The 23,408-nt window shown below is 24.1% G+C and carries 24 protein-coding genes, 4 tRNA genes and 1 CRISPR repeat array; of the genes, 18 read left to right on the top strand and 10 right to left on the bottom strand.

Annotation, left to right across the window (positions count from 1 at the left end; translation table 11 throughout):
- Position 1 precedes the first annotated feature (1 nt).
- Positions 2-599: a CRISPR direct-repeat array (repeat unit 36 nt; unit sequence GTTAGAGAACATTGCCCCGATTTAGGGGATTGAAAC).
- 341 nt (positions 600-940) lie between these two features.
- On the bottom strand, positions 941-1,087 hold the full coding sequence (locus NY022_RS02885; RefSeq protein WP_267523470.1) for a hypothetical protein: 147 nt from the start codon (positions 1,085-1,087) through the stop codon (positions 941-943).
- A 94-nt stretch (positions 1,088-1,181) separates the two neighbouring features.
- On the opposite strand from NY022_RS02885, the gene NY022_RS02880 reads away from it, so the two are divergent.
- Positions 1,182-2,177 carry a WYL domain-containing protein gene (locus tag NY022_RS02880; protein ID WP_267523469.1) on the top strand — a complete coding sequence of 332 codons (996 nt, stop codon included), beginning with the start codon at positions 1,182-1,184 and terminating at the stop codon, positions 2,175-2,177.
- A 27-nt stretch (positions 2,178-2,204) separates the two neighbouring features.
- Here NY022_RS02880 and NY022_RS02875 read toward each other — a convergent pair whose 3' ends face one another.
- The 5 genes from NY022_RS02875 to ruvC all read right to left on the bottom strand — a co-directional run bounded on the left by NY022_RS02875 (position 2,205) and on the right by ruvC (position 5,122).
- The gene (locus NY022_RS02875; RefSeq protein ID WP_267523468.1) at positions 2,205-2,774 is read right to left on the bottom strand and encodes a hypothetical protein; all 570 of its coding nucleotides are present in this window, start codon (positions 2,772-2,774) and stop codon (positions 2,205-2,207) included.
- Positions 2,738-3,052 carry a hypothetical protein gene (locus NY022_RS02870; protein ID WP_267523467.1) on the bottom strand — a complete coding sequence of 105 codons (315 nt, stop codon included), beginning with the start codon at positions 3,050-3,052 and terminating at the stop codon, positions 2,738-2,740. The genes NY022_RS02875 and NY022_RS02870 overlap by 37 nt, the downstream gene beginning before the upstream one ends.
- A 107-nt stretch (positions 3,053-3,159) precedes the next feature.
- On the bottom strand, positions 3,160-3,630 hold the full coding sequence (locus NY022_RS02865; RefSeq protein ID WP_267523466.1) for a hypothetical protein: 471 nt from the start codon (positions 3,628-3,630) through the stop codon (positions 3,160-3,162).
- A gap of 167 nt (positions 3,631-3,797) precedes the next feature.
- Positions 3,798-4,649, bottom strand: a complete 852-nt coding sequence (locus NY022_RS02860) for a DNA ligase (RefSeq protein WP_267523465.1) — start codon at positions 4,647-4,649, stop codon at positions 3,798-3,800.
- Complete coding sequence (ruvC, locus tag NY022_RS02855) at positions 4,646-5,122, bottom strand: crossover junction endodeoxyribonuclease RuvC (RefSeq protein WP_267523464.1); 477 nt, start codon at positions 5,120-5,122, stop codon at positions 4,646-4,648. The genes NY022_RS02860 and ruvC overlap by 4 nt, the downstream gene beginning before the upstream one ends.
- 349 nt (positions 5,123-5,471) lie before the next feature.
- Between ruvC and dnaA the strand changes: the two genes are divergently transcribed.
- The 9 genes from dnaA to recJ all read left to right on the top strand — a co-directional run bounded on the left by dnaA (position 5,472) and on the right by recJ (position 16,940).
- Positions 5,472-6,788, top strand: a complete 1,317-nt coding sequence (gene dnaA / locus NY022_RS02850; protein WP_267523463.1) for a chromosomal replication initiator protein DnaA — start codon at positions 5,472-5,474, stop codon at positions 6,786-6,788.
- 34 nt (positions 6,789-6,822) lie between these two features.
- On the top strand, positions 6,823-7,908 hold the full coding sequence (dnaN, locus tag NY022_RS02845; RefSeq protein ID WP_267523462.1) for a DNA polymerase III subunit beta: 1,086 nt from the start codon (positions 6,823-6,825) through the stop codon (positions 7,906-7,908).
- Positions 7,909-7,917: 9 nt separating this feature from the next.
- Positions 7,918-10,230, top strand: coding sequence for a DNA topoisomerase (ATP-hydrolyzing) subunit B (gyrB, locus tag NY022_RS02840; protein WP_214116169.1), 2,313 nt, complete (start codon positions 7,918-7,920; stop codon positions 10,228-10,230).
- The gene (locus NY022_RS02835) at positions 10,227-11,555 is read left to right on the top strand and encodes an EAL domain-containing protein (RefSeq protein WP_267523461.1); all 1,329 of its coding nucleotides are present in this window, start codon (positions 10,227-10,229) and stop codon (positions 11,553-11,555) included. Before gyrB ends, NY022_RS02835 begins: the two co-directional genes overlap by 4 nt.
- Positions 11,552-11,974, top strand: a complete 423-nt coding sequence (gene queF / locus NY022_RS02830; protein WP_214119961.1) for a preQ(1) synthase — start codon at positions 11,552-11,554, stop codon at positions 11,972-11,974. Before NY022_RS02835 ends, queF begins: the two co-directional genes overlap by 4 nt.
- Complete coding sequence (locus NY022_RS02825; RefSeq protein ID WP_267523460.1) at positions 11,974-13,197, top strand: HD domain-containing protein; 1,224 nt, start codon at positions 11,974-11,976, stop codon at positions 13,195-13,197. The genes queF and NY022_RS02825 overlap by 1 nt, the downstream gene beginning before the upstream one ends.
- A 108-nt stretch (positions 13,198-13,305) precedes the next feature.
- Positions 13,306-13,740: a hypothetical protein gene (locus NY022_RS02820; protein ID WP_267523459.1), complete on the top strand. Its 435-nt coding sequence runs from the start codon at positions 13,306-13,308 to the stop codon at positions 13,738-13,740.
- Positions 13,741-13,776: 36 nt separating this feature from the next.
- A complete protein-coding gene (locus NY022_RS02815; RefSeq protein WP_267523458.1) occupies positions 13,777-15,378 on the top strand; it encodes a CTP synthase in 1,602 nt (533 codons plus the stop codon).
- Positions 15,366-16,940: a single-stranded-DNA-specific exonuclease RecJ gene (gene recJ / locus NY022_RS02810; RefSeq protein ID WP_267523457.1), complete on the top strand. Its 1,575-nt coding sequence runs from the start codon at positions 15,366-15,368 to the stop codon at positions 16,938-16,940. The genes NY022_RS02815 and recJ overlap by 13 nt, the downstream gene beginning before the upstream one ends.
- Here recJ and NY022_RS02805 read toward each other — a convergent pair whose 3' ends face one another.
- Positions 16,941-17,363 carry a Sua5 YciO YrdC YwlC family protein gene (locus tag NY022_RS02805; RefSeq protein WP_267523456.1) on the bottom strand — a complete coding sequence of 141 codons (423 nt, stop codon included), beginning with the start codon at positions 17,361-17,363 and terminating at the stop codon, positions 16,941-16,943.
- A gap of 97 nt (positions 17,364-17,460) precedes the next feature.
- Between NY022_RS02805 and NY022_RS02800 the strand changes: the two genes are divergently transcribed.
- Positions 17,461-18,477, top strand: coding sequence for a GGDEF domain-containing protein (locus NY022_RS02800; protein ID WP_267523455.1), 1,017 nt, complete (start codon positions 17,461-17,463; stop codon positions 18,475-18,477).
- Between the two features lie 18 nt (positions 18,478-18,495).
- On the opposite strand, the gene NY022_RS02795 is transcribed toward NY022_RS02800, so the two are convergent.
- Complete coding sequence (locus NY022_RS02795; RefSeq protein ID WP_267523454.1) at positions 18,496-19,341, bottom strand: glycine--tRNA ligase subunit alpha; 846 nt, start codon at positions 19,339-19,341, stop codon at positions 18,496-18,498.
- 141 nt (positions 19,342-19,482) lie between these two features.
- Between NY022_RS02795 and NY022_RS02790 the strand changes: the two genes are divergently transcribed.
- Entirely contained in the window at positions 19,483-20,067 is a 585-nt protein-coding gene (locus tag NY022_RS02790; protein WP_267523453.1) for a hypothetical protein, read from the top strand.
- A gap of 29 nt (positions 20,068-20,096) precedes the next feature.
- Here NY022_RS02790 and NY022_RS02785 read toward each other — a convergent pair whose 3' ends face one another.
- Together NY022_RS02785 and NY022_RS02780 are read right to left on the bottom strand one after the other, a co-directional pair.
- Entirely contained in the window at positions 20,097-20,540 is a 444-nt protein-coding gene (locus NY022_RS02785; RefSeq protein WP_267523452.1) for a hypothetical protein, read from the bottom strand.
- The gene (locus NY022_RS02780) at positions 20,537-20,662 is read right to left on the bottom strand and encodes a hypothetical protein (protein WP_267523451.1); all 126 of its coding nucleotides are present in this window, start codon (positions 20,660-20,662) and stop codon (positions 20,537-20,539) included. Before NY022_RS02780 ends, NY022_RS02785 begins: the two co-directional genes overlap by 4 nt.
- 719 nt (positions 20,663-21,381) lie before the next feature.
- Here NY022_RS02780 and NY022_RS02775 point away from each other — a divergent pair.
- The 6 genes from NY022_RS02775 to NY022_RS02750 all read left to right on the top strand — a co-directional run bounded on the left by NY022_RS02775 (position 21,382) and on the right by NY022_RS02750 (position 22,904).
- A tRNA-Gly gene (locus NY022_RS02775) sits at positions 21,382-21,456 on the top strand.
- Between the two features lie 21 nt (positions 21,457-21,477).
- Positions 21,478-21,565 (top strand) — tRNA-Leu (locus NY022_RS02770).
- A 6-nt stretch (positions 21,566-21,571) separates the two neighbouring features.
- Positions 21,572-21,645, top strand: a tRNA-Cys gene (locus NY022_RS02765).
- A 19-nt stretch (positions 21,646-21,664) separates the two neighbouring features.
- On the top strand, positions 21,665-21,817 hold the full coding sequence (locus NY022_RS02760) for a hypothetical protein (protein WP_267523450.1): 153 nt from the start codon (positions 21,665-21,667) through the stop codon (positions 21,815-21,817).
- 4 nt (positions 21,818-21,821) lie between these two features.
- Positions 21,822-21,909 (top strand) — tRNA-Ser (locus NY022_RS02755).
- Between the two features lie 245 nt (positions 21,910-22,154).
- Entirely contained in the window at positions 22,155-22,904 is a 750-nt protein-coding gene (locus NY022_RS02750; protein ID WP_267523449.1) for a Fic family protein, read from the top strand.
- The last annotated feature ends 504 nt before the right edge of the window (positions 22,905-23,408 follow it).

The raw sequence follows: 23,408 nt of genomic DNA, 5'->3' as shown, positions 1-23,408 counted from the left end.
AGTTAGAGAACATTGCCCCGATTTAGGGGATTGAAACTATTAAGCATATTTCTATACCTAACCTTACTTTTGTTAGAGAACATTGCCCCGATTTAGGGGATTGAAACCTATTATTTAAATTTATATGCTCTTTACTATACTTTGTTAGAGAACATTGCCCCGATTTAGGGGATTGAAACTTAAAGTTGGAAGCGCAAAATCTAAATTGTTCTGTTAGAGAACATTGCCCCGATTTAGGGGATTGAAACCACTAAAGGCACTTTTAACAAGTTTATGTATAAAGTTAGAGAACATTGCCCCGATTTAGGGGATTGAAACTATTAAGCATATTTCTATACCTAACCTTACTTTTGTTAGAGAACATTGCCCCGATTTAGGGGATTGAAACCTATTATTTAAATTTATATGCTCTTTACTATACTTTGTTAGAGAACATTGCCCCGATTTAGGGGATTGAAACTTAAAGTTGGAAGCGCAAAATCTAAATTGTTCTGTTAGAGAACATTGCCCCGATTTAGGGGATTGAAACCACTAAAGGCACTTTTAACAAGTTTATGTATAAAGTTAGAGAACATTGCCCCGATTTAGGGGATTGAAAAAATCCAGCCTTTGCATTAACATGGTTGATATTTGTAAAAGTCAAATGACATATAAAATTTCAAAAGTGGTATAAAAATAAAAAAATCACATATAAAGAAACGGAAGTTTAAAATAAGAAAGGTGATAAAATTATGCAATTATAAGTGAAATATTTTGATTATAGTGATAATGATTTTTTAATGTATTTTCATTATAAAAAAGTATTTTTGTAATACATATTCTTAAGAATGTTTATGTATTACAACATATTCTTATCAAATAAATTTAGATTTTAGTATTAAATATATTATTTTTTTGATTTTCTTTACTTCTCCTTTTGATTAAATTTTGACTTTTAGATTTATTTTAATAACTCATCAAAATCATCAAGAGTATTATCTAAGTGATTTGAATTACCTGAATTATTTGAGCTTATTATTGCCAATGCTATCGTTGTTATTGTGCCTGCTATAATTTTTAAAGCCAATTCGCTAATTTTTATTTCCATTTTTTCTCCTTTTAATCTCGTTGTATTTATTAAACAATGAAATAATATAATTTTAAAGTCCTATTATTATTGACTAAAACAATAAGGAATAAAAATGATAAGAACAAAAACCAAAAGAAAACCCGCAAACTTAGATAACTTCACTCTATATTTAAATATTATAAAAATAATTTATGAAAAAGGCGAAAAAGGTGCTACTAGAGAAGATATAACTAGGTATTTAAAGGTAAAACTAAATTATAATATTTCAAAACAAAGCATTTCAAAAATCATTGAAAACATTAAAGTATCAAATTATCTTAGTCAATATATTAAAATATATGAAGAAAAACGCCCATTTAAATACATAATAAATTCTGATTATTTAAATGATGATTTTTTGAGATTTTTTACAGATAAAAAATATAATTATGATGAATTTTTAGCATTTAATACATTAAAAACATTGAATTCTAACAATATAGCAGAACTTACAAAAGATTTAAAAAATAACTTTATGTGTCTAGATAATCCTTTAATAGATACAAAAATGAGTGAATTAGAATTAAAATATACTAAAAAAATTTTCAAATTAATGAATAAAAAATTAAAAGCTACTATTACAATGAAAAGCAATGAAGTTTATAAAGTAATTTTTCTAAAAATAATTTATAGTGATAAAAATTGGTATGCTTTAGTAAAACAAGAAAATGAAAGCATTGAACTTAAGAGATTAGCATTTATTGAAGATATCACTGAAATTATTGGCTCTAACTATAAAGACATAGAAATTCCAGATAAATTAGATATAAAACTAAAAAAATTAAATAATGCTTTAAGTAATTATAATAATTTAGATAATGTAAATACGGCTACATTAGAAATTAGCGACAATATAAAACAATATTTTCAAAAAGATATGAAAAAATTTTTTAAATATCAAATAATAATTCAAGAAAATCCACTAATAATAGATATACAATATACAAGTGAGCTTGAAATATTAAGATTTGTTAAAAGTTGGTTGCCTGATATAAAAATATTAAAACCAAAAACATTGCAAGAAAGCTTTAAGCAATCATTAAAACAAGCATTGAATACCTATCAATAGTGTAGATAAATTAAAGCTTGTGATGATTTATAAGAATTTAAATTTGCTTAAAATATAGTCTATTATTGTTTTACTTTTAGCTTTGATTTTACTCAAATCTTCAACCAAGAAAAACTTAGAAAATATAAATATATTAAAATAACGCTCAATAATAGAAAAAATAGCGATAGATATTAAAAAAATCGCAAATAATATAAAGATAAAAAATACAAAATTTTCATTAGCTAAATTCTTATTTGAAGTGGCAAAAATTATTGTAATAATAGCACTAATAAAACCAAAAATAACACTCAAAGCATTGCTAAAAGAAAAGCCATTAATCTTGCTTTTTAAAATATAAAAAGCATTGCAATTAGGACATTTTAGACTAATAAATCCTAAATCTTTTTTATAAGTTAATTTTGAGATTTTACAAGAACAAATATCACACTTTTTATAAAATATATTTATATTTTTACTAAGATTAATCATAAAGTCTTTTAATTTGCTTAACCTAGATTTTTTAATTTCAATTGTTTCACTATTATCAAATAAAACAAATTTTGAAAATATAAACAATTCTAAATAATCATGAATGAATGAAAAAAATACTTGCAATAATCAAAAAAGTTAAAAAACCATATTGCTACTTGAATAATTCTGCTATTAATAAATTTATCCAATAAAGCAATAGGAACAACAGAAAGCAATACACAAACCCAACGAGAAATATCCACTAAAGCAGCATCTATCATAACAAAAGACATTTTGTCTTTTAATCTATACAAGGCATTGCAATTAGGGCATTTTAGACTAATAAATCCTAAATCTTTTTTATAAGTTAATTTTGAGATTTTACAAGAACAAATATCACACTTTTTATTGATAATTTCCACTTTAATTTCCTTGTAACAAAATGTTTTATTTTGTATCAGATAATACTTGTGATTTTATCACTAATTTAAATTCTTTTAGAGAAACTACATTTTTACAACAAATAATTTCATTCATCATCTCCTAATACTTCATCTATTATATATGCTTTAAATTCTTTATCATTATTTAAGCTTCCGTCCCATTTATAAACAGCTAATATTTCTCTTAATAAGGCTATTATTTCTTTTTCACTTAATGTTTTATTATCTCTTATAGAAAGAATTTTATAAACTCTATTATAAACTACATTATCAATCTCTTGTTTGATATCATAATCTAAAACTATCCTTATATGCTCGCCTTTATAATATAAAATCCACAAAGACTTACTAAGCTTTGCATGGTCTAGCTCAGGGTCATCAAAATTCATACATCTTATAAACCAGCAGTCTAATTCTTCATCTATTACAATGCGTTTTTCAAAAGGAAATTTATGATGTTGTCTGCCATACCAACTATTAGTATGTTCTCCGTAAATATACGCAAGTGAGTATTTTTTATCTAATCTATCATCAATAATTGCGTTTTTAAAAGCCATTCTTTCTCCTTATTAGTGTCATATAAATAAAGCTTATAATAAATAATTTTCTAAATTTTTAACTTATCGGTATTATTCATAATAATTTTAAAACAAACTAACTTAAATTTCGTAACTTAATAAAATTGTAATTTTTATATTACATTTACAAAAACTTTTATAAAAATTTAATTATCCTTTCTAACTCTTATAAAAACAGCGTGAATTGGTTTTAAATTTTTACTAATTTTATAATATTTTATAGTAATTTTTGTGCCTATACTTAAAGGATTTTCTCTATGTTCTTTATTAAAACCTGAACCGATTTTTATAATATATTGTTCATTCTTTTTGCTATTAAATAATTCTTTTTGTTTCTTAGTTTTTAAGGCTTTTTGCGCATTTTGTATATCCCATTTACACTCATAATTTTTTAATAAATTTTTAGTGTAATTAATCTTAGTTATTACGCACTCATCATCAAAATACTTTTTAAATTTAATTATGTTATCACCTTTTTTTGTATCAAAATTAGTATCTTTTTTATGCAAAACAACGCCTTCAGCACCATTTTTTGTAATATCATCAAAATATTTAAAAAATTCATCTTTGTTTTTAAAATTTAATTGTGGAATAATCTTAATATTATCATTTGGATAAATTTTTAAATAATCTTTTAAAACCTGTAATCTCTGTTCTAAATTACCTTTTTGATTCGGAACTTCAAAAACATATAATTTAACACATTGAAATTTAGATTTTTTTACATCACTTATAATATCTTCAAAATCAGTATCACAATATAATTCTCCATCAATAGCAAATGGTGGAAAATTCTTTACAAAATCATCTGGTGGATAATATAAATTTTCATTTTTAGAATATAATTTTTTACCGTCCCAAAAACCCCTAACGCCATCTAATTTTTCACTTACTAAATAGTCGCTAATATTTATATTATTAATATTTAAGACTACTGGTTTTATTAAATCAAGAGCAAATAAATTTAAGCATATTAAAATAAAAAATATTTTTTTCATATTTTTTCCTTAATTGAAAAACTATGAGTTAATGCAACCGCCATTGCGTCGGTTATATCAAGTGGTTTTATTTCTTTATTAATTTTTAAAAGTTTTTTAACCATAAAAGCTACTTGTTCTTTCTCTGCTTTTGCTTTGCCTGTGATTGTTTTTTTAACTTGTAAAGCTGTATATTCACTAAAATTCCCATAAGTTTGTAAGATTTTAAGCAACATTGCTCCACGAAATTGTGCGAGTTTTAAAACACTTTGCGGATTATAAGCAAAAAATATATTTTCAACTGCCACACTAGCATTTGGAACTTTTTCAAAAATCATTTCTAAAGCTTCGTTTAATTCTAAAATATTATCTATTAATTCTTTACTCTTAAATCTTATTAGACCTGCTTCTAAAAGAGTATTTATGCTGCCATTTTTTTCTAAAAGACAATATCCACAAAATCTAGTTCCTGGGTCAAATCCTAAAATTTTCATATGTGAAATCCTTGTGAAATTTATGTGTAATTATAAAAAATATATTGATATTTTCAATATTTTAGCATTGTAAAATAAATTTCACAAAACAATAAATTTACAATTTTAATAGAATAAAAATCGACAAAATCATCAAAAATATAATTAAAAAACCATACTTAAGATTATAAATAATTTCACAAAATAATAAAAAACGTGAAATATTTTATAAATTTGTGAAAATATATGAAATTTAAAAGATAATAAATAATTGTTTATTTACCTTAATAACGGATAATTCCGAAACTTTTTACATAAATTTCTTAAATTTCACATCATCAAAGGTAAAAATAAAATTAGGATTAAAAAAATGATTAACAATATTATAGAAAAACTAAAAAATGAAATAGGAGAAAGTCAATTCAAAAATTATTTTGAAATATGTGAAATAAAAGAAAACGATAATAATATAAATATAAAAGCACCTAATCAATTTATAGCAAAACATATAGAAACAAAATTTAAAAATATAATAAAAAATATAATTCAAAGTATAAGTTCAAATGATTATCAAATTAATATTTATATAAAAAACCAAGAAAATAATCAAAACAAAAAAGAAGTAAAATTAGCAAATATAAAAAAACAAATTTCAATTTTAAATGAAAGTTATACATTTAATAATTTTATTGTAGGTAAAAATAATAGATATGCTTATGAAATTTGTAAAGCAATAACTAATGAAAATAAATTTGGTAAAGATTTTAATCCAATATTTATACATTCAAATACAGGTTTAGGTAAAACTCATTTATTACAAGCTAGTGGTCATGAATGTTTAGAAATAGGTAAAAAAGTAATATATAAAACTTCTAAAGGATTTATGAACGACTATCAAAATGCATTAATGTCAAAAAAATTTGATAATTTTAATAACCAATATAAAGATTGTGATTTATTATTAATTGATGACGTTCAATTTCTAGGTAATACCGATAAAATTCAAGAAGAATTTTTTCATATTTTTAATGATATTATTCAAAGAAATGGTCAAATAATAATGACTTCAGATGTGGCACCTAAAAATTTAAATGGAATTGAAGAAAGATTAAAATCAAGATTTGGTAATGGTGTAATAACAAATATTGATGTCCCTGATTTAGATACTAAAAAAGCAATAATTAAGAAAAAAAGTCAAGTAAATGATATATATTTAAATGATGAAATGATAAATACAATAGCTAATTATATAGGTGAAAATATTAGAGATTTAGAAAGTATTATTACTAATATAAGAGGAATACATTTATTTACAGGACAAGAAATAACATTAGAATTAGTAAAAAATCAAATAAAAGAATATGTAAAAGAAAAACAAAAAAATATAGAAATTGAAGATATTTTTAATGTTATAAGCTATGAATTTAATATAAAAATTAATGATATAAAATCAAATTCCAAAAAACAAAATATAGTTAAGGCAAAAAGAATAGCAATATTTTTAGCAAAAGAATTAATATCAAATTCAATTAGTCAAATAGCGACTAATTTTCAAATGAAAGACCATAGTGCTGTATCAAAACATATTAAAAAAATTAATGAAATTCTTATAAATGATGATTCTTTTAGAGAAAATGTTGAAATTTTAAAAAATAAAATTATAAATTCAAAAAATAAAGAATATTAATAAAAATTGATAGAATACATAAAAAGGATTAAAAATGGAAATAATAATTGATAAAAAAAGATTAGAAAATATAGCTTTAATAGTTAGTAATTATGTTGAAAAAAAAGATAATACAAGTACTAATTCACAAATACAATTGATAGCTTTTGATAATGAATTAACTCTTAGAGCAAGTGATACTGAAATTGGTATTGAATATAAGATTAGAAATTGTAATGTATTAGAAAATGGTTCAATTTTTATAAATGGCAAAAAATTTATAGATATTTTAAAAAGCCTAAACAATGATAATATAAAAATTAAAAAATTAGAAAAATCTATAAAAATTACTCAAAATAAAACTAATTTTTCTTTACCTATAATAAATAAATATGATTTTAATTTTATTGAAAATAATTATGAAAAAAATCCTATATTAATATCGTCAAATGAGTTAAATAAAGGATTTAAAATGATTGTTCCAGCAATAGATAATAACGGAACTTCATTTCAATTTTCTTGTGCATGTATAGATATTTTAAAAAATAAAATAATTTTTGTAGGAACTGACTCAAAAAAATTAAATTTATATACTATTGAATCAAATAATGATAATGAAGATAGAATAATTATTACAAAAAAATCTATTTTAGAATTAATGAAATTATTAAATGAAGAAGTAAAGGTTTATAAAAATAAAACATATTTTATAATTGAAAATGATAATTTTATGTTTTATACAAAATTAGCTTTAATCGATTATTTACCATATAAAGATGTTATACCACAAAGAGAACCTACACAATTATTAAAATTAAATAATGAAAGTTTTTTAAATGAAATAAAAAAATTAAGTGCAGTTTCAATGAAAACAGAATTAACATTTGAAAATAATAAAATAATATTTAAAAATAATTCTATTGATGGAAATGATTTAAATGAAACAAATGTAGTAAGCGAATTAGAAATAAATTCAAATATTGATGAAACTTTTGAAATAAATTTAACTAATAAATATATGATGGATTTTTTAAACTTAAATGAAAATGAAAACTTTGATTTTAAATTTTTTGCAAAAACAGCTCCAGTTATTTTTGAAAGTAAAAATTTTATGTCAATAATAACAGTAAATAAAAACTAAGGATAAATAATGCAAGAAAATTATGCAGAAAGTAAAATTAAAGTATTAAAAGGACTAGAAGCAGTTAGAAAACGCCCTGGAATGTATATTGGCGATACTAACTTTAATGGTCTTCATCATATGGTTTATGAAGTAGTTGATAACTCTATTGATGAAGCTATGGCTGGCTTTTGTAATACTATTGATATTGAAATTACCAAAGAAGGTTCTTGTATAGTTACTGATAATGGTCGTGGAATTCCTGTTGGAATTCACCCAACTGAAAATATCTCAACTCTAACCGTTGTTTTAACCGTTCTTCACGCTGGTGGAAAATTTGATAAAGATACTTATAAGGTTAGTGGTGGTTTGCACGGCGTTGGTGTATCGGTTGTAAATGCACTTTCATCTAAATTAATTGCAACCGTTAAAAGAGATGGAAATACTCATAGACAAGAATTTTCTAAAGGTATTCCAACAAGTGAGCTAGAAATAATCAAAACAACTAATCGCACAGGAACTAGCATAGAGTTTTTCCCTGACCCTGAGATATTTGAAGTAGTTGAATTTGATTATGATACTTTAGCTAAGAGATTTCGTGAATTAGCATATCTAAATCCACAAATTACTATTAATTTTAAAGACCAAAGAAATGGTAAAAGCGAAACTTATCATTATGATGGTGGTATTTCTCAATTTGTAACTGATTTAAATAAAAAAGAAGCTGTTACAAATGTAATTGCATTTAATGATGAAGCAGAAGATGTAGTTGTAGATATTGCACTAATGTATAATGATACTTATAGTGAGACTTTATTTTCATTCGTAAATAACATTAAAACTGCAGATGGTGGAACTCACGAAGCAGGCTTTAGAATGGGGCTTACAAAGGTAATTACAAGTTATATTGAAGCAAATGCAGCTGCTAGAGAAAAAGATATAAAAATAACAGGCGAAGATACTAAAGAAGGACTTATTGCAATAGTTAGTGTAAAAGTTCCTGAACCACAATTTGAAGGACAAACTAAAGGTAAATTAGGTAGTTCTTATGTTCGTGGTATAGTAAATAAAATTACAAACGATGCTTTAACTAAATTCTTTGAAGAAAATCCAAACGATGCTCGTGCTATTATGAATAAAGCTTTAATGGCTGCAAGAGGTCGTGAAGCAGCAAAAAAAGCAAGAGAATTAACTCGTAAAAAAGAAAGCATAAGTGTAGGGACTTTACCTGGAAAATTAGCTGATTGTTCTTCAAAAGACCCTGAAATTAGAGAAATATATTTAGTAGAGGGTGATAGTGCGGGTGGTTCTGCTAAACAAGGAAGAAATAGGGAATTTCAAGCGATTTTACCTTTAAAAGGAAAAATCTTAAATGTTGAAAAATCACACCTTGATAAAATCTTAAAATCTGATGAAATTAAAAATATGATTACGGCATTTGGTTGTGGAATAGGCGATGATTTTGATATAGAAAAATTAAGATACCATAAAATTATCATTATGACAGATGCTGATGTTGATGGTTCTCATATTCAAACTCTAATTCTTACATTTTTCTTTAGATTTATGCAAGAATTAATTAGAAATGGACATGTATATTTAGCTCAACCACCATTATATCGCTATAAAAAAGGTCAAAGAAAAGAAATATATTTAAAAGATGAAAAAGCTTTAAATGATTATTTGATTGAAACTGGAGTTGAGAATTTAGAATTTAGTGGAATTGGAACAAATGATTTAAAAGATTTCTTAAAGGTTGTAGCAGCTTATAGAAGTATTTTAAATGAGCTTAAAAAACGCTTTAATGTGATTGAATTAATTAGACATTATGTTGAAAATCCTGATATTTTAGCTCTTAATATGCAAGAGATTTTTAAAGTATCAAAAGAATTTTTAGAAGCAAAAGGATTTAATATATTAAATCATTATCTTAGTGAAGATGAGATTAAAATCTATGTTCAAACTCAAAATGGTTTAGAAGAAATAGTTGTAAATAATGATTTATTTTATAGTCCATATTTTGAAGAAGCTTCTTATATTTATAAAAAAATTGAAGAAAGAAATATTTTTAATGATAAAGATTTCTTAGAAGTTCTTGATGAAGTTGAAAAAAATGCTAAAAAAGGAACTTATATTCAGCGTTATAAAGGTCTTGGTGAGATGAACCCAGAACAATTATGGGAAACTACAATGGACCCTGAAAATCGCCGTTTAATTCAAATTAGTGTTGATGATTTTGATAGGGCTAGTGGAGTGTTTAATTTATTTATGGGAGATGAAGTTGAACCTCGCCGTGAATATATTCAAGCACACGCTAAAGATGTAAAACACTTAGATATATGACAATTAGTAAAAAAATTGAAAGAAAAAATAGGCAAGATGCAGCTATTAAGCTCATTATGCCTTTATTACTATTAGTTTTTTCAAGTGTTTATTTATTTCAGTATATAAATATTGATTTAGATTTATTTAATGTTTTATTTATACTATGTTTAATATTTTTATATTTTTATTATTTTATTTTTATAATTTACTCAGTTATAAAAAAAAATGTTATTGACGAAAAAACTGGGACTTTATTACAAAGTGAATTTAAAAAATATCTAAATAATGATGATAATGTCGTATTTTTTACTATTTTGAATATAAATGACATTAAACTTAGATTAGGTTTTGAAAATACCGATAGAATTTTAATGAAATTAATTAATAAATTTTATTCATGGAATGAAAATTTAATTATAGGTAGAATTACGACTTCAGATTTTATGATTTTAAGTTCTATTAATTATAAAATATTGCAGCATGAAATAAAAAAAATTTTTTTTGATATAAAAAAAAATAGAATAGATGGAATTGATTTAAAAATAGAATTTTCAATGGTAAAATCAGACAGAAATTTTACAAAATTATATCTTGAAGCTCAAAATAAATTAAAAGATAAAATTGATGTAGAAACAGAAAATATTATATCAAATAGCATTGATTTGTCTATTAGAAAAAGTGATTATACGATAAAGTTACAGCGTTTAATGGGTGATGAAGAAATTTATTATATTAATTATAAAATTAATACTGATTATCCAGAAAAATTATCACAAAATAAATTAGAAAATTTAATTATTAAACAGAATTTAGAATATAACTATTATATAAATTTGTTAAATTATTTAAGCATTAATTATAATTTTAATAATAGAGTAATTATCAAAATTTCAGCTGATTTTTTAAGGAATTTAAAATTTTTATTGTTTTTAGAAGAATATTTTAAAGAAAATAATTATATAAAAAATAAAATTATTTTTGAATTTTATGAGAATGAATTATATTATGATTTGTCAAGTTTTGAAGAAATAATTAAAGAATATCAAAAATTAGGTGTATCATTTGCTTTGAATCGTATAGGATTATCTACTTCATTAGAATATTTAAAAAGATTTGATTTTGAATTTGGAATATTTGATATTGAATTCAATAGAAAAATACAAAATCAAAAATATTTTTTGATATATAAAAATTTGCATGATTTATGTAAAAGCCTAAATATCAAAACTATTATGAGATTTATTGATAATAAAAATCTACTTGATTTAACAAAAGATATTAAATTTGATTATTATCAAGGCTTTTTATTTTATAAGGACAAAAATCTTAAGGAGATGAAATGAAAGAAAAATTAAAATACGGACAAAAAGAAATAAAAAAAATTAAAGGTAAAAAATTAGAGCGTTGGGAAAATAAGCAAAAAAATGATTATGTTATTAAAATAACTCTACCTGAATTTGCTTGTCTTTGCCCAAGAAGTGGTTATCCTGATTTTGCAACATTATATTTAGAATATATACCTAATAAATGGGTAGTTGAACTTAAAGCAATTAAACTTTATGTTAATTCATTTTATAACAAAAACATAAGCCACGAAGATAGTATAAATAAGATTTATAATACTCTTAAAAAGCGTTTAAAACCAAAATATATTAAATTAGTTGGAGATTTTAATCCTCGTGGTAATGTTCATACGGTGATTGAGTGCTGCTCTGATACGGAAATTAAAAAAGAAAAGAAAAAAGATAAAAAGGATAAATAATGATTAGTCCAGAGCTTGTTTTACATATTTTTAAGGCTGCTTCAATTTCAAGATGGAATGATTTTCCTAGAATTTGTAATTTAGTTGAACTTGATAAACAAGCTCATAAGGCTATTATTGCTTATTTTTTAGCAAAAAGTGAAAAAGACATTGATATGAGATTTTTACTTGATGCTATTGTTGTTGAGTTTATTTCTCGTGTAATAGTTACTGATATTCGCCCTGATGTATTAAATGAAATCAAAAAAACAAAACAAAAAGAATTAGATGAATGGATACAAAAACAATTTAGTTTAATCAATAAAAACGATGATTTTTTAAAAATTTTTAATGATTATTATAATGATAAAACTCACGAAAAAGAAAAATTTATTTTAAAAGCAGCAGGGTATTTATCAACTAGATATGAGTTTTCATTTATATATCCAAATGTTAGTAATTATAAAGAAATTAAAGCTAAGTTAGATGAAGAATTAGAAGATTATTTAGAAATTTTAGCAGTTCAAAAAATATCATTAAATCAAAAATTAGCTAAGGTAATTGATTTAAGTGGTCGTTTAAGATTTCAAAAGCGTTGGGCTCAAACTCCTAGAATTCCTGAAACAAGTGTTTTAGGACATATGTTAGTAGTAGCTGTTTTAAGCTATTTTTATTGTCTTAAAATAAAAGCTTGTGATACTAGATTTATTAGTAACTTCTTTTGTGCTATTTTTCACGATTTACCAGAAAGTCTTACAAGAGATATTATTACACCTGTTAAATACGGAATTGATGGGCTTAGTGAGATAATAAGTGATTATGAGCTTAAATTAATTGATGAAAAGATTTTACCTTTTGTGCCTAATAATATAAGAGCTGAATTTGCTTATCTTTTAGGAATTTATAATGAAGATGGTAAGATTAAAAAAGATGAATTTAAAAATAGAATAAATAAAGAAAATGTAAAAATTATTCAAAATCCTAACGATTATAATGAAGATTGTTTTAATACAATTGATGGAAAAATGCTTAAAGCTTGTGATAAAACTGGAGCTTTTTTAGAAGCAATTATTTCTAATTATTACGGCGTTAAATCTAAGGATTTAAAAAATGGTTATTCAAAGATTTTAAATGATTTTAAAGAAAATCCTAAAATTGGTGAAGTAAATTTTTATGAAATGTTAAAAGAATTTGAAGAGTTTTTTACAAACCCAAGCCAAGAGACTTGCGGCACACACTCATAAAAAGTGCTCTGCTATGTTCCCATCCTGAAGCTCTGCTTTTTACAAACATTGCACAAGGCTTGACTTGAGAAAACGCATTTTAAGATAAAATGACTTAATAGAGGGTAAATGAAATTAGATTTTATATATAAATTTATAGCAAATGTTCAAAATACTTTTTTAGGAACTAATAATTCATTAAATTATAGAGCTAAATTAATTGCTTCAATGGTAGCTGTACTTAAAGATAATAAACCTGAATTAGACAATATAATAAGAGATATATCAAATGAAATTTATAAGAAAAAATTACAAAGAGAAATTTTCTTAGTTACCATAAAAGATTATATTTTAATAGCTAGATCTGATTGTTTAGGGGTTGATAAATTATTAAAGGATATTTTGAAATTAACAAAGCAAAATCCAAAATATATTAATAAGATAAATTTCGTTCAATTAGATAAATTGATTTTAAGAAAACATTCAAAAGAAAATGAAATAGAAATAGAAAATTACGCTCAAATTAGAGTTTTAGAATTTTTAAAAAACGAAGTTATTAAATAAAATTATATACAATAAAAAAAACTGATAGGAAAAAGTATGGCTAAATTTATATTTGTAACAGGTGGAGTTTTAAGCTCACTTGGTAAAGGAATTGCAGCAGCTAGCATTGCAAGTTTATTAAAACAAAGTGGATTAAAGGTAAGTATTTTAAAGGCTGACCCTTATATAAATATTGACCCAGGAACTATGAGCCCACTTGAACACGGAGAAGTTTTTGTTACAAAAGATGGTGCAGAAACTGACCTTGATTTAGGACATTATGAAAGATTTTTAGATGAAGATTTAACTCATCTTAATAACTTTACTACAGGAAAAGTATATCAAAGCGTAATTGAAAAAGAACGCCGTGGAGAATATCTAGGTAAAACTATTCAAGTAATTCCACACATTGTAGGCGAAATTGCTAGTAGAATGGAAGCAGCGGCTTTAAATCAAGATGTTTTAGTAGTAGAAATTGGTGGAACGGTTGGGGATATTGAAGGCTTACCATTTCTTGAAGCAATTCGTTCTTTAGGACTTAAATACGGAAAAAATAATGTATTTTACGCACATTTAACTCTTGTTCCTTTTATAAAAGTAGCAGGAGAATTAAAAACTAAACCAACTCAACATTCAGTTGGAGAATTAAGAAGAATAGGTATTAGTCCTGATATGATAATAGCTCGTAGTGAAATCCAACTAGGCGATGAAATAAAAGAAAAAATTGCAAAGAGTTGTGGTGTAGAAATTGATTGTGTAATAGAAAGTATTGATGCAAAAAGCATATATCAAATTCCACTTAAATTTTTAGAGCAAAATATACTTTTACCTATTGCAAAACATTTAAATCTAAAGCTAAAAACTCCTAATTTAAAAGAGTATGAAGCATTAACAGAAAAAATAATTAATCCAAGCAAAAAAGTTAAAATTGCTTTCGTAGGAAAATATATAGATTTAAAAGAAAGTTATAAATCTTTAACAGAAGCACTAATTCACGCAGGCGCAAATCTTGATACAAAAGTAGAAATTAATTGGATAGATAGCGAAGAATTAAAAGATGAAAATGATTTAGCTGGAAATGATGGAATACTTGTAGCTGGTGGATTTGGACAGCGTGGTGTTGAAGGTAAAATCAAGGCTATTAAATACGCTCGTGAAAATAATATTCCATTTTTAGGAATTTGTCTTGGAATGCAGCTTAGTTTAATTGAATTTGCTAGAAATGTTATAAAACTTGATGATGCTAATTCAACTGAATTTGATGAGAATACTAAAAATCCTATTGTTTATTTAATTGATGAATTTATTAATCAATCAGGTTCAAAAGAAATCAGAACAATAAAAACTCCATTAGGTGGGACTTTAAGACTTGGTGAATATGTTTGTAATATAAAAGAAGGCACACTTTTAAGTAAGTTATATAATTCTAAAGTAGCTTATGAAAGACATCGCCATCGCTATGAAGCTAACTCAAAATATCGTGATTTATACGAGCAAAATGGACTTATTATTAGTGGAGAATCAAATGGACTTATTGAAGCTATTGAAAATACAAATAATGATTTCTTCGTAGCCGTTCAATATCATCCTGAATTTACTTCAAGGCTAACTAAAGCAAATCCTGTCATCTTAGGCTTTATTAGACAATGCTTGCACTAAATAAAACTAAAATTAAGCAGGTTTTAGAAGATAGATTTAAAAACGATTTTCATAAAAGCCTTAGCACTATTCCAAAACCTCATACCTTTAAGGATATGAATAAAGCAGCAATTAGAATAGCTAAGGCAATAAAAAATAAAGAAAAAATAGCAGTAGTAGGAGATTATGATGTAGATGGCATAGTATCTTCTACTATTATGAGTGAATTTTTTGCTAATTTAGGTGTAGAAATAATTGTTAAAATTCCAAATCGTTTTAGCGATGGATACGGAATTAGCGAAGATATAGTGAGTAATTTAGACGCTAGCTTAATAATCACGGTTGATAATGGAATAGTAGCGTATGAAGCTGCAAATAAATGTAAAGAATTAGGTATAGATTTAATAATAAGCGATCATCACACCCCAGGAGATACTTTACCAAATGCTTATGCTGTAATTAATCCAAAAAGAGATGATTGTGAGTTTTCTAAGCATATTAATTGTGAGATTTGCGGGGCACAAGTAGCTTGGTGGCTATGTGGGGCTATTAAAAAAGAATTAGATATAGAATACAATATGGCTAGTTTTTTAGATTTATTGTGTATTGCAATTGTTGCTGATATGATGAATTTAAATGATTTAAATCATATACTAGTTCGTTATGGCTTAAAAGAGTTAAATAAATTAAATCGTCCTGCTTTTGTAGTTTTAAAAGAAAAATATAAAAAGAAATTCTTTGATTATGAGAGTATTCCATTTTTAATAGCACCATTATTAAATGCTAGTGGAAGAATGGATGATGCTAGTATTTCTTATAAATTTTTAAGAGCTAATGATTATTTAAGTGCTTGTGAATATTTAAATATAATAGAGCAGTTGAATATGGAAAGAAAAGGAGAAGAAAAGCAAAGTTATGAAGAAGCTAAAAAATTTGTAAATATTGATGAAAATGTAATAATAGCTTATTCAAAACATTGGCATAAGGGCATTTTAGGAATAGTTGCTGGAAAATTAGCTAAAGAGTATAATAAACCTAGTTTTGTTTTTAATATTGAAGATGACTTAGCAAAAGGAAGCGCAAGGAGTGTTGCAAATATTGATATTTTAGAATTATTACAACAAAATAGTGATATTTTAGAAAGTTTTGGCGGACATAAAGCAGCAGCTGGGCTTAGTATAGATGTGAATAATTTAGAAAAATTTAAAAATAATTTAAACAATACTGATTTTTCTAAAAATATTTTATATTGTGATACTAATTCTACTTTAGGTGAATTAGATTTTAGTGAGATTGACATGGAATTATTGGATATTTTAAGTAGTTATGAGCCATTTGGTCAAGGCAATGAAAAACCTTATTTTATTAGCAAAAATATTCAGATTAAAGACATAAGCATTCTTAAAAATAGGCATTTGAAATTTAGCGCTATTCAAAAAAATTATAAATTTGATGCAATTTATTTTAATTGCGATTATTATCCGAAAGATAATGAAATAGTTAATATTCATTATTCTTTACAAAAAAATTATTTTAAGATTAATCCGACTATACAATTAAATGTTATAAATATTTATAAATAATTATCTAATTTTTTTTATTGTAGTATTGTTTATTTTGTATATTTTAGATGATGAATTTTGCTGAAATTTATTATCTACTATGATATTTGCTATACTTTTTGCATATTCTAATGAAAAATTATTACCATGTAAATTTGCAGAGCTTGAATATAAAAAATCAAAATTTTTTAAAAATTCACTATGTTTTGTATCTTTTATAACTCTAAAAGATATATTGTTTTTATATATAAATGTTGTTTTTTTTGACCTTCTTATTTGATTTTTAAATTTATTTGGAATAGAAGTTTTATTTTTAAGACTTGTAAAGTAATAACTAGTCATTATACACGGTTGATTTATATTTCTTTTTTTTACTAAATTTATTTCAATTTCGCTTTTACTTAGAAAACCAGCCGTTGTATCAGTTTGTGCTAAATAAATCATTTAATTTTCCTCAAAACATATATTTTTTTGATTTTATATTTGTTTTATAAATAAATTTATGTAAAATCATTATTTTAAAATAAATATAGGTTGTATAATGGATAAAAAGATTAAAAAAATATTACAAGACTTAGATTTAAATTTATACCTTTTAGCAGCTATATTATGTTCTCATTTTGTGTATTTATTTGTATTTTTATTTAATGAGATATATGAAATGGTATATTTTAATATATACTCTATTTTTAATTATATTTTTGTTATGTATTTATATTATAAAGGTAATCCAAATATAGTTTTTATACTAACATTTATTGAAATTTTCTTTCATCAAGTTTTTGGTATATTATATGTAGGTTATAATAGTAACTTTACTATAGTTTTAATGTGTTTATTTTTCTTACAATTTAGTTTTTTTTCATCTTGGCTACCAAAAATATTTATTACTATATTTTTAATAATATGTATATTTTTGATATATAATTATAGAAATGATTTTATAGGAATTTATAATTCAAAACAAGATTTGATTTTTCATATTAATATTTTAGTTTCTGTCATTTATATGATTGCTTATGGTATTTTAGCTAGTATTACTAGTAATAAAAATATATCTGATTTAGCCCGTTTAATTTATAAAGATTTTTTAACAGGGCTTTATAATAGAAAATATTTTGAAGAAAAAATAGTTCCTAATATTGATAATTCTAATAATGTTTTATTAGCTATATGTGATGTTGATAATTTTAAACATATTAATGATACTTATGGTCATGATGTTGGAGATTTAGTTTTAAAAGCAATATCATCTGTAATTTTATATGAAGTAACTGACAAAAATGGAATAGTTGCAAGGTGGGGTGGGGAGGAATTTATTTTAAAAATTAATGTTAAAGATGATAAAGAAGCACAAATTTATATGGAAAATATCAAAAATGCAGTAAGTAAACAAAAAGTATCTAGACATAATATTATATCTACCATAACAATTGGTGGTTTATTTATTAAAAAACCAAATAAAAATAAATTTCTTTCTTATTTTAAAATCGTTGATAAAGAATTATACCACGGTAAAAGAAGTGGTAAAAATGTAGTAAATATACAAGCTATATAATAAAGTGGAAAAACCACTTTATTTTGTAATGCTTTTTAGATATACACTAGCACAATCTTTGCTTAGCTCTCTAATTTTTAGCATAAAATCTTGCCTTTGAGTAACACTTATAGCACCTCTTGCATCAAGTGTATTAAATAAATGTGCGCATAATAAACAAAAATCATATGCTGGTAAGCTATATCCTTTATCTAAAATCATTCTAGATTCTTTAAATGATATATCAAACATTTCTTTAAGTCTTGTAGCATCAGCTAATTCAAAATTGTATGTGCTATATTCAAATTCACTTTGTTTATGGATATCAGCATATTTTAAACCACCACCCCAGTTTATATCATAAACATTATCAATATCTTGAATATACATAGCAAGGCGTTCAAGTCCATAAGTAATCTCCGCACTAACCATAGGAGTAGCAAATCCACCAACTTGCTGAAAATATGTAAATTGAGTAACTTCCATACCATCAAGCCATACTTCCCAACCAAGTCCCCAAGCACCAAGTGATGGGCTTTCCCAGTTATCTTCTACAAAACGAATATCATGTTTACTTAAATCCAATCCTAATGCTTTTAAACTATTTAGATATAAATCTTGAATATTTGCAGGACTTGGTTTCATTAATACTTGAAATTGATAATAAGCACCTAAGCGATTTGGGTTATCTCCATATCTTCCATCGGTTGGACGTCTTGATGGTGCTACATAGCACACATTGTGTGGAGTAGGGTTTAACGCCTTTAAAAATGTTTGAGTATGAAATGTCCCAGCACCTGATGGAAAATCATATGGTTGAATTAAAGCACAACCTTGTTCGCACCAGTATTTTTGTAAATTTAAAATAATTTCAGAAAAAGTCATTTGTAAGCCTTTTAGATAAATTTTTCAAATAATACAAGATTAATTTAAATATAATTAAAATTTAAGTATATTAAGAAAGAAATAAAGTTTTATATTTAATTTTTATGAGTTATTTTTTAATTATAAATAGAGGAGGGGGTTATGAAAAAGATTTTAATTTTATTGTGTTTTGCTTTTAATCTACTTGCTATAGATTTAGAAATTTTAAAAGAATATAGCGATAATTATATTGACGCTTTACATTCGTTTCTTCATAAATGTAAATATAAACCAAACATTGCTACTAATTGTGATAAAAAAGATGAATTTGTAAAATATTTTAAAGATGAATGTGAAAAAGGAAATGGAGAATTTTGTTCTGCTATAGGTAAAATATATAAAGATGAACTAATAAAAAGTGATGATAAAATAAAAGATAGTATAAATTATTATAAAAAAGCTTGTAATTTAAAAGTAGCAACATCTTGCTATATTATTGGCACAACTTATGAAATAATGAATTTAGATTCTAATAATGATGAAGAAAAAAAATCTTTATTAAAAAATGCAATGGAATATTATAAAAAATCTTGCGACTTAGGATTTAAATTTTCTTGCACACAAATTCAAACTATTGAAAAAGAGCAAAAGCAAGAAAAAAATAGCAAATATTATTATATAGCCTTATTTATTATCGTTATTTTTCTTATTAGAATGTTTTTTAAAAATAAATCTAAGAATATGTAATGCTAGGACTTTTAATCCTAGCATTTAAATTAAATTATGCCTTGAAATGATAATTCAATATTAGTTTTTTCGCGTGCTAAAATAACTTTCATCATATTATACGCAAGAACATTGCGTCTAATTAATTTTCTTTCTTTAATCAATGTATCCTCAGAAACATTAACAGCGTCTAGCAAACTACTACCAGAACCACTAGCGATTAAATCTACAAGTGCTGCTATAAATTCAACTTTACTACCTAAACCCTCTGCAAGAGTTTTAAACACATTAGCACTTTGTATAATCCTATTTGTCCTAATTATATCCTTACCCATTTGATTAACAATTTCAATTATTTTTGGCGTTACATCTTTTGCTTCATAGTCATCAACACTATATCCTAACTCCTCACGAGTATAAAACGCTTTTAAAAATGCATACGCAACTGCTTGTTTTTCACTAAAACTTAAAGACATATCTATTACATCACTCATTTTAATTCTCCTATTTGTTTATTTTCATTAAATGTATTTGTATTGTTATCGCCAACACTTAAAAGATTATTACAACCAACAATCATAAGAATAAACGACAATAAAACTAATAATTTTTTCATACACAATCCCCTTTATTTTGTAATTCAGACTAAAAAGGATTATTATTCTTTTATTATGTAATTCAAATTTTTTAAAAACTACTCACCTAATGCTAAATTTTTAATATAAAAATCCCTTTGTTAAAAAAGATAATATATATCAAAAAAACCGATTAAAAATATTGCTATTTTTAATAAAAATTTTGTTGTTTTGCTCTAATTAGAGACTTTGTATAAATGAATAATAAAAAGTAGTTGTTTAATCTGAATTACGGAGAAATTATAGCAAGTTAATCCTTAAAAAAATATATAATTTTTTTGAATTTTTTCTTAAATTTAATAACAAAAAAAATTAATAAATATTATCAATAAAATATTATAAATTTTATGAATTTAGCACATAATTTTTTAATTTATTTAATTAAAAAAATAATATTTAAAACCATTTTAGTTTAAATAATGTTAAATTGAATTTTTACATAAAGTATTAACTTTTATTTAAAAAATTATAAAAATATTTATTTATAAAACAATATTATTTTAAAAGTTTAGGATTTAGTATTAAATAATATTTGAATGAATGCTTAAAATTTGCGAATACTATAATTTAATTTTTATATTTATATATAAATTTAAGTTGTTTTTATTAAATAAGTTTTTAAGTATTAAAAATATTTTTAATATTTTATATTGTTTAAGCTTTATTTAAGGTAAAATATATATAATTTTGTTTTTATTTTGCGGGAATAGCTCAGTGGTAGAGCATAACCTTGCCAAGGTTGGGGTCGCGAGTTCGAACCTCGTTTCCCGCTCCATATTTTATAGTTAGCTTGGTCGCCCAGGTGGCGGAAATGGTAGACGCAAGGGACTTAAAATCCCTCGGTAGTTTTTACCGTGCCGGTTCAAGTCCGGCCCTGGGCACCACTTAAAGGTGATATAGCCAAGCGGTAAGGCATGGGCCTGCAAAGCCTTGATCCTCGGTTCAAATCCGAGTATCACCTCCAATAATTTTTAGGAGAAAATATGAAAGTAGCTTTGTGTGTTCTTTTATCTTTTGTGTTTATCGCTTGTTCTAATACTTGGACTGGGATTAAGCAAGATTCTTCTAATGCTGGTCAATGGACTAAGGAAAAAATCAACTCTGGTGCTAGATACATAGAAGAAAAAACTAGATAACTTTCGGGAGATGGCTGAGTGGTCGAAAGCGGCGGTCTTGAAAACCGTTGAGGTGCAAGCCTCCAGGGGTTCGAATCCCTTTCTCCCGGCCACTTCCTTTTTATTCATTAATTTTTTTTTAATTTGTGTTGAATTTATATTTATTTTTATAATTATATAGTTTTAATGCAATATTTAAAAAAATAGCTCAAAAGAGATAAAATTGTATATTAAAACTAGTTTTTTATGTAATACAGTAGGATATTTTTTATCTAATCTATTATTATATCATTAACGGATATAAGGAGTTTTTTTATGCTATCATTATTTTATAAAAAGACAATTAGGATTAATAAATATGAAAAATAAATTTCATATGAGCTTAGAATACAACATATGTTTAGCAAAAAGAAATATCGTAGATAATATCTATAAAAGTGCGAGACTTGAGGGAATTAATGTAACTTTTCCACAAGTAGAAGCTATTTATAATGGTGCAAGCGTGGGCAATCTAAAGGTAGATGATATTGTAGCTATTAACAACCTTAAATACGCTTGGTATGTTCTTTTTGATACTATAAATTATCCTGAAGTTGATTTTGCTTATATTTGTAAAATGAACAAGACTATAGGTGCAAATTTAATCTATCAATCAGGCTACATAAGGCAATTTGATGTGGTTATTGGCGGAACAACTTACAAACCTAAAATGCCACATAAAGAGGAAATTATAGAAGAATTAAACGAAATACAAAAAATCGCAAATGCTACACAAAGAGCAATAACATTAATGCTATATCTAATGAGAAGACAAATTTTTATTGATGGTAATAAAAGAACAGCTATTTTATGTGCTAATAAGGTTTTAATTAGTAACGGAGCAGGTTTAGTAAATATACCTGTTGAGCTTATTAGTGAGTTTAAAGAAAAATTAATTAAATATTATGAAACAAATGAAATGAAAGATATTATGGATTTTACTTATAAAAATTGTATTGATGGATTTAATAGCGTAGAGCCTAGTATTGAAGAAAAGCTTGAGAGTGAAAAAAATGATGAAATGTTTAATCAATACATAGCACAATCTTATAAAAATAAATTGTTTTAAAGAATATGAGATATAAAATTAATATTATTTCTTAATGATAAAGCCTTTGAAGATATTTTTTTTTATTTTTCTTGTTTAAATGGTTTTTATTAATTAAAATATTATAAATATGTTTAAGAAAGGATTTATGTAATAATTTATAATCTCATTTTTTTTAACTTTAAGAATAATTTATTTAAAAATGTTCTTTCAATATTTTTCACATAGATTTTTTTAAAGGTTTTTAAAAGGACTTTGAAGTTTATTTAATAAGCTTTTATAAATATTTTTTAAAAGTATTTTAAAAAAGTATAAAACAAAAACTTTTATTTCATATACTTTGTAAAGTATTTACATTTTACAAAAATTAAGCTTAAATAAGGAGCATATAAAGCTTTCAACTTATTTCACATCACTTAAAGTTTATAGTTTATATAAAAGTTTTAAACTAATTTAAATTATTATTAAGTTTTTTAAAAATATTTTTATTAAATTTAAATTGATAATTTTTATTTACACACTTTC

Origin of the sequence: Campylobacter sp. MG1 (assembly GCF_026616895.1) — a bacterium.
Taxonomy (GTDB): domain Bacteria; phylum Campylobacterota; class Campylobacteria; order Campylobacterales; family Campylobacteraceae; genus Campylobacter_E.
Note: the sequence above shows the minus strand (reverse complement) of the source record. Positions and strands in the feature narration are given on the sequence as shown.